Source organism: Halorubrum xinjiangense, from assembly GCF_049604745.1.
GTDB lineage: Archaea > Halobacteriota > Halobacteria > Halobacteriales > Haloferacaceae > Halorubrum > Halorubrum xinjiangense_A.
This window is the reverse complement of sequence record NZ_CP187140.1, coordinates 559062-572345: the sequence shown is the minus strand read 5'-3', so window position 1 is coordinate 572345 and position 13284 is coordinate 559062. Positions and strand designations below refer to the sequence as shown.

At 68.1% G+C, this 13284-nt stretch carries 15 protein-coding genes; 10 read left to right on the top strand and 5 right to left on the bottom strand.

Features of this window, described 5'->3' with window-relative positions; translation table 11 throughout:
* Window positions 1-2 precede the first annotated feature (2 nt).
* Entirely contained in the window at window positions 3-1031 is a 1029-nt protein-coding gene (locus ACOZ35_RS03895) for a sodium:calcium antiporter (RefSeq protein WP_424015152.1), read from the top strand.
* 51 nt (window positions 1032-1082) lie between these two features.
* On the opposite strand, the gene ACOZ35_RS03890 is transcribed toward ACOZ35_RS03895, so the two are convergent.
* A complete protein-coding gene (locus tag ACOZ35_RS03890) occupies window positions 1083-1295 on the bottom strand; it encodes a PLDc N-terminal domain-containing protein (protein WP_424015151.1) in 213 nt (70 codons plus the stop codon).
* 450 nt (window positions 1296-1745) lie between these two features.
* On the bottom strand, window positions 1746-2531 hold the full coding sequence (locus ACOZ35_RS03885) for a helix-turn-helix transcriptional regulator (protein ID WP_424015150.1): 786 nt from the start codon (window positions 2529-2531) through the stop codon (window positions 1746-1748).
* 321 nt (window positions 2532-2852) lie between these two features.
* Here ACOZ35_RS03885 and ACOZ35_RS03880 point away from each other — a divergent pair, with 321 nt between their 5' ends.
* The 8 genes from ACOZ35_RS03880 (at window position 2853) to ACOZ35_RS03845 (ending at window position 9492) form a co-directional block, all read left to right on the top strand.
* Window positions 2853-4166: a Zn-dependent hydrolase gene (locus ACOZ35_RS03880; protein ID WP_424015149.1), complete on the top strand. Its 1314-nt coding sequence runs from the start codon at window positions 2853-2855 to the stop codon at window positions 4164-4166.
* 97 nt (window positions 4167-4263) lie between these two features.
* Window positions 4264-5220, top strand: coding sequence for a mechanosensitive ion channel family protein (locus ACOZ35_RS03875; protein ID WP_424015148.1), 957 nt, complete (start codon window positions 4264-4266; stop codon window positions 5218-5220).
* Window positions 5221-5367: 147 nt separating this feature from the next.
* The gene (locus ACOZ35_RS03870) at window positions 5368-6156 is read left to right on the top strand and encodes an SDR family oxidoreductase (RefSeq protein WP_424015147.1); all 789 of its coding nucleotides are present in this window, start codon (window positions 5368-5370) and stop codon (window positions 6154-6156) included.
* A complete protein-coding gene (locus ACOZ35_RS03865; RefSeq protein ID WP_424015146.1) occupies window positions 6153-6503 on the top strand; it encodes a cupin domain-containing protein in 351 nt (116 codons plus the stop codon). The genes ACOZ35_RS03870 and ACOZ35_RS03865 overlap by 4 nt, the downstream gene beginning before the upstream one ends.
* 24 nt (window positions 6504-6527) lie before the next feature.
* Window positions 6528-7358, top strand: a complete 831-nt coding sequence (locus ACOZ35_RS03860) for a fumarylacetoacetate hydrolase family protein (RefSeq protein WP_424015145.1) — start codon at window positions 6528-6530, stop codon at window positions 7356-7358.
* A gap of 298 nt (window positions 7359-7656) precedes the next feature.
* A complete protein-coding gene (locus ACOZ35_RS03855; protein WP_424015144.1) occupies window positions 7657-8721 on the top strand; it encodes a transcription initiation factor IIB in 1065 nt (354 codons plus the stop codon).
* 113 nt (window positions 8722-8834) lie between these two features.
* Complete coding sequence (locus ACOZ35_RS03850; protein WP_096392845.1) at window positions 8835-9014, top strand: hypothetical protein; 180 nt, start codon at window positions 8835-8837, stop codon at window positions 9012-9014.
* A 244-nt stretch (window positions 9015-9258) separates the two neighbouring features.
* A complete protein-coding gene (locus tag ACOZ35_RS03845) occupies window positions 9259-9492 on the top strand; it encodes a UPF0058 family protein (protein WP_004598519.1) in 234 nt (77 codons plus the stop codon).
* 63 nt (window positions 9493-9555) lie between these two features.
* On the opposite strand, the gene ACOZ35_RS03840 is transcribed toward ACOZ35_RS03845, so the two are convergent.
* On the bottom strand, window positions 9556-10017 hold the full coding sequence (locus tag ACOZ35_RS03840) for a DUF555 domain-containing protein (protein ID WP_424015143.1): 462 nt from the start codon (window positions 10015-10017) through the stop codon (window positions 9556-9558).
* Between the two features lie 88 nt (window positions 10018-10105).
* Window positions 10106-11032 (bottom strand): DNA-3-methyladenine glycosylase family protein, encoded by a 927-nt coding sequence (locus ACOZ35_RS03835; protein WP_424015142.1) that lies wholly within the window; start codon window positions 11030-11032, stop codon window positions 10106-10108.
* Window positions 11033-11125: 93 nt separating this feature from the next.
* On the opposite strand from ACOZ35_RS03835, the gene ACOZ35_RS03830 reads away from it, so the two are divergent.
* Window positions 11126-11626 carry an SRPBCC family protein gene (locus ACOZ35_RS03830; protein WP_424015141.1) on the top strand — a complete coding sequence of 167 codons (501 nt, stop codon included), beginning with the start codon at window positions 11126-11128 and terminating at the stop codon, window positions 11624-11626.
* Window positions 11627-11705: 79 nt separating this feature from the next.
* Here the strand turns inward: ACOZ35_RS03830 and ACOZ35_RS03825 are convergent, their stop codons facing one another.
* Window positions 11706-13283, bottom strand: a complete 1578-nt coding sequence (locus ACOZ35_RS03825) for an ATP-binding protein (protein ID WP_424015140.1) — start codon at window positions 13281-13283, stop codon at window positions 11706-11708.
* Window position 13284 lies beyond the last annotated feature (1 nt).

Sequence of the window (13284 nt, the reverse complement as noted above, 5' to 3'; positions counted from 1 at the left end):
CCGTGATCGGACCCCTCCCCGACGCGCCGGTCGTCCACGTCCTCGTGATCGCCGCGGCGACGGGGCTCATCTGGCTCGGGAGCGGCTGGTTGGCGGAGGCCGCCGAGACGCTCGCCGGGTACTACGGGCTCCCGGCGGTGGTCCAGGGGTCGATCGTCGTCGCGGTCGGGTCGAGCTTCCCGGAGCTCGTGAGCGTGCTGGTCACCGCCGTCACCGGCGTCTTCGACATGGGCGTGGGTGCGCTCGTCGGGTCGGCGATCTTCAACGTCCTCGTGATCCCCGCGGCGGCCGGGCTCGGGGGCGAAGACGAGCTGGAGGCCAACCGAGCGATCGTGTACAAGGAGGCGCAGTTCTACATGCTCGCGGTCTCTGCGCTGGTCGTGACGTTCGCGCTCGCGGCCATCTACTTCCCGGTGTCGTCGGACCCGATCGCCGGGACCGTGAACCGTTCGCTCGCGGTCATCCCGCTCGCGCTGTACGGCCTCTACCTCTTCATCCAGTACCAGGACGTCGGTGACGCCGCGATCGAGCCCGTACGCGACGAGGTCGACATCCGCCGCGAGTGGGGGAAGCTGGCGGCCGGCCTCGCGCTCATCGTCGTCACCGTCGAACGGCTCGTCGCGTCGGTCGAATCGCTCGGGGTCACGTTCGGGGTTCCGGAGTTTCTCGCCGGCGTCACGGTCGTCGCGGCCGCGACGAGCCTGCCGGACGCGCTGGTGAGCGTCCGGACCGCGCGCGAGGACCGCGGCACGACGAGCCTCGGCAACGTCCTCGGGTCGAACACATTCGACCTGCTCGTCGCGATTCCGCTCGGCGTGCTGATCGTCGGCGAGGTCGTCGTCAACTTCTCGACGGCAGTGCCGATGCTGGGGGTGTTGACGGCCGCGACCGTCCTGCTGTTCGTGACCCTCCGGACGAGCCTCGCGCTCACCGAGCACGAGTCGTACGCGCTGCTCGCGGCCTACGGGCTGTTCGTCGCATGGGTCGTCGCCGAAACGGTCGGGGCGACGAGCGTGCTCAGAGGGGTGTGAGCCCGTTTCGGCGTCGGTCGTCGTCTGCGGGAGACCGCGAAAGACGGGGGCTCAGTAGGAGTTACGACCGATGATGAGGTACAGGAGCAGCCCGAGGATCGGCGCGAAGAACACCACGAGCGCCCAGAGGATCGGCGGGTGGTCGCTGCGCGACTCCGCGTCTGAGTACGTCCACACGATCATCGCGAGGTGGACGACGAGGAAGACGAGGCTAATCAGCAGGGCGATTCCGGCGGCCGCGCCTTGGAGGAGCAACGGGGACATGCCGCTCGATATGAGAGCAGCCGGCGGCAAGTGTTTTCGGGATCGATTTCGGCGGCGATCGACGACAGGATTTGCGTTTGCTGGAGCACCGAACACCAACTCCGTTGGAATCCCTAGTGAGAGACTCATTTGAATACAGTTTCGACCAGTACAGGCCGTTCAGTACACGCTACTCACAGTATTCTCCCAACTACTGTACCAGCCGTAGTACAAACTGCTATGAGCAATGCCATCTTCACAGATATTCGATCGGTGAAATGGCTAAGAGAAAGGCCGACGATAGCAGACGCCAAGAAGCTGTAGGCGATGACTGCTGACAGAGAGAGGGCCATAATGCTTGCTAAACTGACGACATCATGAATATCCTATGGTCAATTCGCAGTCCCCGTCCATCGGCCGTTTCGGAGTAGTTGTGTCTGAAAAATAGGGATTCAATAGAGTCATCTCGACTTACTCCGGTGCGACAGCGACGCACGAGGCCTTCCGTTTGTACTCTCGGTATTGCTCGTTCGCCCATCGGAGGGCCGGTTCAGACTGCGTCATGATCACGCCCGCGACGCTCCCGCCGGAATCGTGAACGGTGATACCCGCGTGGTCTCCCGCTGGGGCCTCCATGATCCACAGCGCGTACGGAAGGTTCGTTTCGGACTCGTAGAGCGACAGCGACTCCCTCCCGAGCAGCGATTCGGTCGGCGCGGCCGGGAACGACCTGAGCGAGTCGATCACGCCCCGTTCCGCGACAATTTCGACGGTCAGCTCGTCGCGTTCGAGCTCGCCGTCGACGGTGAAGACGTCCGATTTCAGGACGGTCGGGGCGAGTCCCTTCATTTTCGTCGCCTCCGTGAGCAGCGAGGCGCTCGCCGCCGCCGCTCGGTCGGGCGCGTGTGGCTCCGAGCGCGTCACCGACGCCCCCTTGAGGAACGCCGGGGAAATCTCGGCCGTCGCCGGCAGGTGTTTCAACAGCCCGCTCGCGCGACCGATCGCGTCCGTGCCGGCGACGTATTCCGTCCGCTCGGCGAGCGCGAGCCGGCCGGTCTTCGTTACGCTGTAGGTGGATCCATCGGCGACGACGCAGTCGACGTCGGTCAGTTCGCCGATCGCCCGGTCGACCGTCGACCGCGAGACCGAGAGTTCGTCGACGAGTTCCGGCTTCCGTGCGGGAGACTCGGCGAGAGACGCGAGGATATCCTCCCGCTTCGCGAGCACTGAGCGGAGATCAGTTCCGTCGTCAGCCATTAGATTTCCTACTCAGATCGCGAATAAATAGCTGACTCTTGGACGTTCCGCGGGTCGTCGATTTTACCTCTCGTCTGAAGCCGTAGATTTTCGCTCCGCTGTCAGTATCGGAACACGTCGGTGAAAACCGTGGAGGGCCGTTCGTCAACGGGCGAGCTACCGTACGGGTGACGGACTGATTACCTCACGGGCTCGGAGAGTGTTCAGGGTGCGGTGATGTTCTCACCCGCCGGTGTCGACCCGAGCGACCCCCGCCCGGTCGAATCCCGACGCGGCCGCCGGAGACCGAACCGTTTTGATCCAGCGTCACCCGGAGTCGGTATGAGACTCCCAGTCGACGCGGACCGGCTCCGAGCGGATATCGAGGAAAACGCGGCGTTCGGTCGGGTTGAGACGGACGACCCCGAGGCGCACGCGCGAACGAATCGGACGGGGACCGAGGCCAATCGGCGGGCGAGGGATCGACTGGTCGAACGCCTCCGCGAGGCCGGACTAGACGTAACGGTCGACGCCGTCGGGAACGTCCTCGGGACGTGGACGCCGGAGAGCGCGGATCCGGACGCGGCGCCGGTCGTTTCCGGGAGCCACCTCGACAGCGTCCCCGAAGGAGGAATGTTCGACGGCCCGCTCGGCGTGTACGCCGGGCTGGAGGCGGTCCGCGCGATGCGCGACGACGGGTTCGAGCCGGACCGCCCGGTCGGCGTCGTCAGCTTCACCGAGGAGGAGGGCGGCACGTTCGGCAACGGCCTGCTGGGGTCGACCGTCGCGACCGGCGAGCTGGCGCTCGACGAGGCGCTTTCGCTGACGAACCCGGAGGGGGAGACCCTCGGCGAGGCGCTCGAACGGATCGGCTACCGCGGCGGGAGCGCGGTCGACGCCGCCACGCCGACCGACGCCGACGGCGACCCGACGACGCTGGATCCCGCGTCGTGGGCGGCGTTCTACGAGCTCCACGTGGAGCAGGACACGACACTGGAGTCGGCGGGCGCGGCGGCCGGCGTCGTGACGACGATCACGGGGATCACCCACTGCGAGGCGGCAATCGAGGGCGAAGCGAACCACGCGGGCGCGACCGCGATGGACGAGCGGACGGACGCGCTCGCGGCCGCGAGCGAATTCGTCTTGGACGTCGAGGCCGCCGCGAACGAGGTCGTCGACTCCTCGTCGCCCTCGGCTGTCGGGACCGTGGGATCGCTGTCGGTCGAACCGAACGCGACGAACGTCGTGCCCGGGCGTGTCGAGGCCGGCGTCGACATTCGCGACGTCGAGGCCGAGTCGATGGAGACAATCGTCGACGCCGCGCGCGACTCGCTCGCTCGGCTGGAGCGAGAGCGAGGGGTCGAGACCGAGTTCGAGCGCCCGTTCGACGTGGCGCCGACGCCGATGAGCGACCGGCTTCGCGAGGCCGCCCACGACGCCGCGGACGCGGCCGGGCGCGAGGCGATCGACCTCCACTCGGGCGCCGCTCACGACGCGATGCGGGTCGCGCGCGTCACGGACGCGTCGCTGCTTTTCGCCCCCTCGCGCGACGGAATCTCGCACAACCCCCGCGAGTGGACCGATTGGGCGGACTGCGCCGCCGCGACGGAAGTGCTCGCGGGAGCGCTCGCGCGCGTCGCGGTCGACGAGCGGTGACGGTCGGCCGGAGAGAGCGGCGGCGCGTGGCCGCGAGACGCGGCCCGACTCGCCGCGACGGCACAACCGTTTTGCCGGTCGGCCGCGAGCGACGAGCGTGAGACGACCACTCGGACTCGCGTCGCTCGCGGTCGGGCTGCTGGCCGGGGTCGCCGGAACGGTCGCCGGCACGACCGACGCGCTCGCGAACTGGCCGCCGATCGGCGGGTACCCCGCGCCGACCGTCGTCGGCCGGACGCTGCTCGTCGTCGCCGTCGCGGGAGTCGTGTACGGGAGCTACCTCCTCGCGGTCCGAGTGTTGACGCGGTCGGCCAACAAGCGCCGCGCGCACAACGTCCGGAACCTGCTCCGACTGACGTTCGGCGTCGTCGGAGCCGTGGCGACGCTCGCGGTGGCGACGGAGAACTGGATCGGCCTTCTCTTCTCGCTCGGCGTCATCGGGTTCGCGATCACCTTCGCGCTCCAGCAGCCGCTCTTGTCGCTGATCGCGTGGGTGTACATCGCGGTGAAACAGCCGTTCGGCGTCGGCGACCGGGTCAAGATCGACGACGCGAAAGGCGACGTGATCGGGGTCGACTTCCTCGTGACGACCCTGTGGGAGATCAACGGCGAGCTGGTGACGACGAACCAGCCATCGGGGCGGGTGGTCACCGTCCCGAACAGCGTCGTCCTCTCGTCGAACGTCGTTAACTTCGGCGGGGGCGGGTCGCCGTACGTCTGGAACGAGGTGTCCGTTCAGGTCGCCTACGAGACCGACCTTGAGTTCGCGCGCTCGGTGATGATCGAGGAGGCGACCGACCTGATCGGCCGCGACATGGCCGAGGGGATCGCCGCCTACCGCGAGGCGCTCGCGGAGACGCCCGTCGAGCTGGAGGTCCACGACGGTCCGAGCGTCAACGTCCGGCAGGAGGAGTCGTGGGTCGAACTCCGCGTCCGGTACCTCACCCACCCGCGCCGCGGCCAGCGCGTGAAGAACCGGCTGTACGAGCGGATCTTGGAGCGGTTCAACGACAACCCGGACCGCGTAGCGTTTCCGGTGAGTCGGAGTCGGTGAAGCGGAGTCGGTGAGTGGAGTTGGTGAGTTGGATTCGGTGAAGCGGAGTCGGTGAGTTGAGGAAGAGAGAACCGAGTCCGCGCGTTTCGCGGGCGGCGGATTGCCTCCGGGGAAACGCTTTCCACGATACCCACGCACTGCTAGCACATGGATCTAGAGATAGCGGGGAACGCTGCGCTCGTCACGGCGTCGTCGAGCGGGCTCGGGAAGGCATCGGCGACGGCGCTCGCGCGCGAGGGCGTCAACGTCGTGATCAACGGTCGCGACGAAGAGCGGCTCGCGGAGGCCAGATCGGAGATCGAATCGGTCGCAGCGGGCGAGGTCGTCGCCCAGCCCGGCGACCTTACCGACCCGGACGACATAGAGGCGCTCGTCGAGACGACAGTTGACGAGTTCGGCGGGCTCGACCACCTCGTCACCAGTGCGGGCGGGCCGCCGTCAGGAGCGTTCTTAGAGACCGACGACGAGGACTGGGAGGAGGCGTACGAGCTGCTGGTGATGAGCGTCGTCCGCCTCGCGCGCGAGGCCGAGCCGCACCTCCGCGAGGGCGACGGCGGCACCATCGTGAACATCACCTCCCGGAGCGTGAAGGAGGCGCTCGACAGCCTCGTGTTGTCGAACTCCGTCCGGATGGGCGTCATCGGGTTAGAGAAGACGCTCTCGAAGGAGTTCGCGCCGGAGATCCGAGCCAACGCCGTGTTGCCCGGGCCCCACGAGACGTCCCGCATCCGGGAGCTCGTGAACGACGCCGTCGACCGCGGCGAGTACGACTCCTACGAGGAGGGGCTCGACGAGTGGGCCGGCAACCCCCTCGAACGCATCGGCGACCCGATGGAGCTCGGCGACACGGTCGCGTTCCTCTCCTCGCCGAAGTCCGGGTTCATCAACGGCACTGCGCTGCCGATCGACGGCGGCGCCACCGGCGCGAACCTATGAACGCGGTCCGGTTCGACGAGGCCGAGACGTACGAGCCGGAGGCGGGGTGGCGACGGGTCGCGATGGCTGGCAGCGACCGCTTCTCGTTCGAGTGGTTCGAGAAGCCGCCGGGCCACTCCTCCCCGCTCCACGACCACGAGAACGAACAGGTGTGCCTCTGTCTCGACGGGGAGCTGACCGTCGTCACGGAGGAGGGAGAGTCGGTGACGCTCGGGCCGAACGACTCCGTCCACCTCGAAGCGAACGAGCCCCACCGGGTCGAGAACACCGGCGACGAGCGGGCGGTCGGGCTCGACGTGTTCGCGCCCGGGCGCTCGTTCGACTTCTGGACGGATCGGGAGGAGTGAGTCGACGGTGATGGGGAACATCGCGTGAAGTACCTCGCGCGCACCGCGACCGGCCGAGCCCTGCTCGGCGACGAGGAAGGGTACGTGCCGCTCTCGGCCGCGGCGCCGCGGGCGGCGACCGTCCGCGACGCGCTCCCGCTGGCGGCCGCGGGGGACCTCCCGAGCGTCGACGACGCCCCCGCCGAGCGCGTTCCGGTCGAGGATCTGACGTTCGGGCCGCCGTTGGAGCGGTTCGGGAAACTGTGGGGGATCGGCCTCAACTACGCCGACCACGCCGGCGACCTCGACGAGGAGCGCCCGGATGAGCCGGCCAGCTTCATCAAGCCGTCGACGGCCCTGACGGGGCCCGGCGGTCCGATTCGGCTGCCGCCGAGCGAGCAGAGCGAGCGCGTGACCGCGGAGGCGGAGCTTGGGGTCCTGCTGGGCCGGGAGTGCCGGTCCGTCGCGACCGCGGACGTAAGCGACGTCGTCGCCGGCTACCTGCCGGTCATCGACATGACCGCCGAGGACGTGCTCCGACGGAACCCCCGGTTCCTCACGCGCGCGAAGAGCTACGACACGTTCCTCGTCGTCGGCCCGGCGATCGCGGTCCCCGACGGGCCGGTCGACCTCGCGGACGCGACTGTGACGACGCGGGTCAACGGCACGATTGCGGCCGAAAACGAGGTGCGAAACATGCTGTTCCCGCCGGCCGACATCGTCTCGTTCCACTCCGAGGTGTCGACGCTGCGCCCCGGCGATCTGTTCAGCACCGGCACCCCCGGCGCGGCGCCGATCGACCCCGGCGACGAGGTGCGCGCGACCGTCGAGTCGATCGGCTCCGTGTCCGCATCAGTGACCGGGCGCCGGTCGTGACTCGTCGGGCGGCCGCGGTCGCGACTCTGCCACACCGTCACGAACGGACTCCGAGAGTGAAGTATATATGCGGTCGTCCACCCCGTACGGCGGACGCTTCTCTGCGATAGACGGAGCGTATCAGGAAGGTCATACCGTCGTTTTCCGCTGTTAATCGTCTTTCAGGGCATTTCTGTGATCGATACGCTGCCCCGAAGTAACAGACAGATTTATATACTTCAGCGACTAACTATACGTTAACAGACTGGCGATTGCGGACCTCGCTGTATTTTCGTCGGGGGATCGTCGGAGCAAGCCCATGACAGAGACAGACACCTACAGCGACAGCGGAACGGAACGAGACCGACTCGCGGACCCGGGCGAGGCGTCCGCGAACGGCGAGCGCACGCGAACGCGGATGGACGCGTCGGCCGAGGAGTCGGCGGACGTCGAGGAGCGCACGGAGAGCGAGCGCGAGAGCGAACGGATCACCACCTGTCCCGAGTGCGACGGCCGGCTCGCGACGGACACGGAACACGGCGAGACGGTCTGCAGCGACTGCGGGCTGGTCGTCGAGGAGGACTCGGTCGACCGCGGGCCGGAGTGGCGCGCGTTCAACTCCGGCGAGCGGGACAGCAAGTCCCGTGTCGGGGCCCCGACGACGAACATGATGCACGACAAGGGGCTCTCGACGAACATCGGCTGGCAGGACAAAGACGCCTACGGGAAGTCGCTCTCGGGGCGACAGCGGCGCCGGATGCAGCGGCTGCGGACGTGGAACGAGCGGTTCCGCACCCGCGACTCCAAGGAGCGCAATCTCAAGCAGGCGCTCGGTGAGATCGACCGCATGGCGAGCGCGCTCGGCCTCCCGGACAACGTCCGCGAGACCGCCTCCGTCATCTACCGCCGCGCGCTGAGCGAGAACCTCCTGCCCGGGCGCTCCATCGAGGGCGTCGCGACCGCGGCGCTGTACGCCGCCGCCCGGCAGGTGGGGAACCCGCGGAGCCTCGACGAGTTCACGGCGGTCTCTCGGGTCGAGAAGATGGAACTCACCCGGACGTACCGCTACGTAGTCCGCGAGCTCGGCCTGCGCGTCCAGCCCGCGGACCCGACGAGCTACGTCCCGCGGTTCGTCTCGCGGCTCGACCTCTCGGAAGAGACCGAGCGCCGCGCCCGCGAACTGCTCGAGGACGCCGCGAACGCGGGGATCACGAGCGGGAAGTCGCCGGTCGGACTCGCCGCCGCCGCGGTCTACGCCGCGGCGCTGCTGTCGAACGAGAAGGTGACCCAGAGCCAGGTGTCCGACGTCGCCGACGTCTCGGAGGTCACCATCCGGAACCGGTACAAGGAGCTGCTCGAAGCGAGCGGCACCGTAAGCGCCTGACGCGCCGTCACGTACCGATTCGACCCGGGCAGTGGACGACCGCAGTCCCCGCCTCGGCGGGCGGCTCTCTGTCGGCACCTACGTTTTTAACGCGGCCGGCTGTACAGGGTGACATGGTTGACGCGTTCGTCAGACTCGTCTGTCCGGAGTGCGGCAAGGAATGGCAGGACAATCCCGCCGAGCTTCAGGATCTTCGGTCCAACTTCAGCTGTTCGGCGTGTCACGCGACGCGTCGCCTGACCGAGTTCATGCGAACGGAACGCGACCTCGAGGCGGTCAAGCAGTTCCAGTGACGCGCGGCGGAGTTAGCTGCCGCCGCCGAACCGACCGCCGGCCCTCCCTCTCGATCGAGAATCCACTGACTGCGCAGTGACGCCTTTCGCTCGCTCCTCACATCCCTGCGAACGTCGGAAAACGATCCTGATCGATCTATCGAGAATCCACTTCTCCGCCCCGCTACTCGCGAAATACGCGGATGGTGTGGTAACGTGGCTCAAGATAATAATATAAACCTCCGGTAGCAAAGGACTGGTACTCATGAAGAAGCAGGAGCTCATCCATCTTCACGGTCTCCTCGCGGAGGTACGAAAACAGTGCGAGTTCTGGGACGACGACGTTGACCTCGAAGCCTACGAGGAACTTGGCGTGAAGCCGACATCGATTCACAAATCGAAGACCGACCACAAAGCGGCCGTTTTCAAGCTGACAGAGGGAATCACTGAGCCGATGGAGTCGTCCGAATCGGAGCCGCTGGCCCCAACGGCCGACTGAGACGTCTACTGCGAGCTACTCCTCACCGACCGCACAATCGACGACCAGCGTCGCGGCCGCCGCTCAGTACTCGGTGTCGTCCCCGGTGCCGTCGCCGGGACCGGAGTCGTTGCGGTCCGATTCGGACGTCTCCTCCGCGGCCGATGGCTCCTCCGTGGTCGAGGATTCCTCCGCGCGGTCGCTCTCTTCGGAATCGATCTCGGTGACAGAAAGCACCTTCAGCGGGATGTTACGGAGGCGTTTGCCGATCTCCTTGCGCGCGACGCGACTGGCGTGTTCGCCGCGGTCGACGTTGAACACGTCCATTTGAAGCTCCAGGGCGACGAGCGCCTCGTCGGCCGCGACGAACGCCGGGTCGAGCTGCTCGCCGCTCGGCGACGTCCGCGTCCCGGTGTCGATCTCGACGTAGTTGAGGTCCGGGTTGAGCATCTCCCCGGTCTTCGAGATGGCGATCCGGACCGCCTCGTCGGCGGTTTCCACGTCGTACACCGGAACCGCGGCCTCGACGACGACTCGACAGTCCATCACGCGTGCGAATACCACGCGAACGAGTATCAAACTTCGGCCGCGACAGGGAGTGGGAGTCTAAGGCAGTCGGCGCTCCGCGTTCCGATCACTCGCCGCCGGCGCGGAGATAGTAGAACACGTACGTCTGGGCGTAGCCGGCGAACTCGCCGCCGAACCGCTCGCGTATCGCCCGGGAGGTCTCGGCGTAGCCCCCGCGGTCGCAGTCCGGGTAGTTCTCCTCGATGGTGGTGCGGATCCAGGTGTCGAGCGGCACTGCTTCGAGGAACCCCAAGGAGAATAACAGCACGCAGTCCGCGACCTTGTCCCCGACGCCGACGAATCGCGTGAGCGACTCGCGGGCCTCCTCGTAGGGGAGGTCGGACGCCTCCAGCGGGTCTGCCTCGCCGCTCGCGATCATCTCTGCGGTGCGCTGGACGTACGGCGCGCGGTAGCCGAGGGAGAGGTCGCGGAGTTCCTCCTCGGTGCGCGCAGCCAACTGCTCGGGCGTCGGGAAGGCCCGATACGTCTCGTCGCCGAGCGCGACCGCGTCGCCGTACGTCTCCCGGAGCCGTCGCTGCATCCCGTGGATGCGGGCGACCCGCATCTGTGCCGAACAGATGAACGATACCAGACAGGGGAACACTGGATCGCGGGTCAGCCGCATTCCCTCGTAGGCGTCGTACGCGCGCTCCAAGAGCGGAAGGTCCGGCGTGGCGTCTACGATCGCGTCGAGGTCGTCGTCGAGTCGGAGCAGGTGCATCAACAGTGGCTCGGCGTCCGTCGACGCCTCCCAGCGGAGCGTCCCGTCGTGGACGCCGCCTTCCTGGCGGACCCGGACCGCGACGCGCTCCTCGGTCACGCCGGGGATCGGGTCGACGACGGTCTCGTACCACGCGTCGCCGCCGTACGCGTGAAGATCGGCGTACGTCTCGCCGTCCGCACGGTTCCAGAGGTAGCTCTGTCCGCTCTCGAGGGTCGCCTGTAGGTCGAACGGTCCAGCCAGATCGCCGACGTCGATCGCCCCGCGTTCCATCGTCTTCAGTCAGGGCGCGCGCGGACATGCGGGTTTCGGTCCCCGGACCGCCGCCGAGGACGGGTTTTTGTCCGCGCGACCCGTATCCAACGTATGCCGACGTACAGGCGGACGACTCGGGTGCCGGCCCCGATCGAAGACGTGTGGGCGTTTCACTCCACGGTCGACGGACTGCGGGAACTCACCCCGGACTGGATGCGGCTCCGCGTGGACGGCGTCGAAGGGCCGGACGGGTCGCCCGACCCCGAGGTCCTCGTTACCGGTTCGGAGATAGCAATGTCGATCCGGCCGTTCGGAGCCGGTCCGCGTCAGCGGTGGACCTCGCGGATCGTCGAGCGCGAGCCCGACGGGACGACGCCGCCCGAGCGCTCCGCTCGGTTCGTCGACGAGATGGAGGGCGGCCCGTTCCGGCGGTGGGAACACACCCACGCGTTCTACGCCGACGGCGAGGAGACCCTCCTCGTCGACACGGTCGCCTATCGGCTGCCGCTCGGCCCGCTCGGCGACGCGGTCGGGCCGATGGCGAAGGTCGGGTTCGAGGGGATGTTCCGCGACCGCCACCGACGGACGGTCAAGCGGTTCGCCGAGAACTGACGGCGGACGGCGGGACAGCGGTGCGGCGACGGCGTGCGCGGCGCCGGACCGCTACGAGGAGGGGTACGGCGCCGGACCGCTACGGCGACGCGAGTCGCGTCGCGTCCGCGCCGAACGTGAGTTCGAAGACGGCGCCGTCGTCGTTGCGGGCCTCGATGTCCCACTCGTGCGCCTCGACGATCCGGTCGACGATCGCCAGTCCGATCCCCGAACTGTCTGCCGACGAGACGCCCGAGTCGAACACCGTGTCGGCGAGTTCGACCGGGATCCCGGGCCCGTCGTCCGCAACGTACATCCCGCCGACGCCGCCGTCCGCGGTGAGCGGACCGACCTCTATCGACACCTCCGGGCCGCCGTGGTCGATCGCGTTCCGAAAGAGATTCTCCAGCGCCTGCCGGAGCCGGCCCGGGTCGGCCTCGACGCGGCCGACCCCCTCAGCGATCGTGAGCGTCGCGTTGGGCGCGCGCACCGACCCCCACGCCTCCTCCGCGACGGCCGCGATCGGGACCGGCTCGGTCTCGCCGATCGCCTCGCCGCGCCGCGCGAGCATGAGCAGGTCGTCGATCAGCGTCTCCATGCGGTCGACCGCGCCGCTCATGGCGTCGTACCGCGACGGGGAGAGTTCGTCCTCGGAGAGCGACAGGTAGCCCGAGATCACGTTCAGAGGGTTCCGCAGGTCGTGTGAGACGACCGCGCTGAACTGTTCCAGCTGTTCCGCCTGCCGGCGGAGCGCCGTTCGGCGGTCGTTGCGCGCGATTGTGTGCGCGATCAGGTCTCCGAGGGTGCGGTACAGGTCGACCTCGTCATCCGTCCAGGCGCGGGGGTCGTCGGACTCGAACGCGACGATCCCGCTCAGCTCCCAGTCGACGACGAGCGGGACGTGAACCGTCGCCGGCGCTTCCGCGATCCGGACCTCGTCGCCCTCGCCGTCCGCGTTCCCGCTAGGGACGGAGCCGCGCGCGACGTTGCCGAACGTCGACAGCTGCTCGGGGTCAGGGAACGCCTCGAACGGCCTCGGTTCCGGCTGGGACCCGTCGGGACACCAGCCGTACGCGGGGACGAACCGCCCGTCCTCCTCCCGGTAACAGACGATCCGATCGAGCTCGGCGTGTTCGCCGACGTTCTCCATCGTCCACTCGATCTTCGTCCCGACCTCGTCGGTGCGGGTGCTCATCAGCGTCGTCCCGGCGTCGAGCAACACGTCGGCGAGGCGGGCGACGTCGTCGTCGCCGAGTCGGACGCGGTCGGGGGCCAGTCGACTCGCGAGTCGCTCGGCGAGCGGGTGGGAGGCGTCGATCTCATCGGGAGCCGACTCCCAGTCGTCCGCGTCGACGGCGTCGTCCACGTCGGCCGCTAACAGGGATCGGACGGTCGCCGTCGTCGCGTCCTCGACGAGCGCGATCACCGGCACGTTCGACGGGAGCGCCGCGAGCCGCTCCGTCACCGCGTCGTCGCTCGCGGCCGCGGCGGTGACGACGACGCCGCACGTGTCGTTCAGCGGGTCCTCTCCGTCCCGGTCGTCGTCCAGATCCGTCGGGACGAACGTGCGGAGTTCCGGTCCGCTCGGGCCGCCCCAGACAGCGTCGACCGCGCGGGACACGCGTTCGCTCGCGCTCGGGTCTTCGCCCACGAACGCGACGACCGTTCGCCGGTCCATA

Bases quoted from the DNA above. Each gene is read 5' to 3' on its own strand.
- ACOZ35_RS03890 (WP_424015151.1), bottom strand. From the start codon at position 1,295: ATGTCCCCGTTGCTCCTCCAAGGCGCGGCCGCCGGAATCGCCCTGCTG.
- ACOZ35_RS03835 (WP_424015142.1), bottom strand. From the start codon at position 11,032: ATGGAACGCGGGGCGATCGACGTCGGCGATCTGGCTGGACCGTTCGAC.
- ACOZ35_RS03840 (WP_424015143.1), bottom strand. From the start codon at position 10,017: ATGGACTGTCGAGTCGTCGTCGAGGCCGCGGTTCCGGTGTACGACGTG.
- ACOZ35_RS03865 (WP_424015146.1), top strand. From the start codon at position 6,153: ATGAACGCGGTCCGGTTCGACGAGGCCGAGACGTACGAGCCGGAGGCG.
- ACOZ35_RS03885 (WP_424015150.1), bottom strand. From the start codon at position 2,531: ATGGCTGACGACGGAACTGATCTCCGCTCAGTGCTCGCGAAGCGGGAG.
- ACOZ35_RS03880 (WP_424015149.1), top strand. From the start codon at position 2,853: ATGAGACTCCCAGTCGACGCGGACCGGCTCCGAGCGGATATCGAGGAA.
- ACOZ35_RS03850 (WP_096392845.1), top strand. From the start codon at position 8,835: ATGGTTGACGCGTTCGTCAGACTCGTCTGTCCGGAGTGCGGCAAGGAA.
- ACOZ35_RS03855 (WP_424015144.1), top strand. From the start codon at position 7,657: ATGACAGAGACAGACACCTACAGCGACAGCGGAACGGAACGAGACCGA.
- ACOZ35_RS03870 (WP_424015147.1), top strand. From the start codon at position 5,368: ATGGATCTAGAGATAGCGGGGAACGCTGCGCTCGTCACGGCGTCGTCG.
- ACOZ35_RS03845 (WP_004598519.1), top strand. From the start codon at position 9,259: ATGAAGAAGCAGGAGCTCATCCATCTTCACGGTCTCCTCGCGGAGGTA.
- ACOZ35_RS03825 (WP_424015140.1), bottom strand. From the start codon at position 13,283: ATGGACCGGCGAACGGTCGTCGCGTTCGTGGGCGAAGACCCGAGCGCG.
- ACOZ35_RS03830 (WP_424015141.1), top strand. From the start codon at position 11,126: ATGCCGACGTACAGGCGGACGACTCGGGTGCCGGCCCCGATCGAAGAC.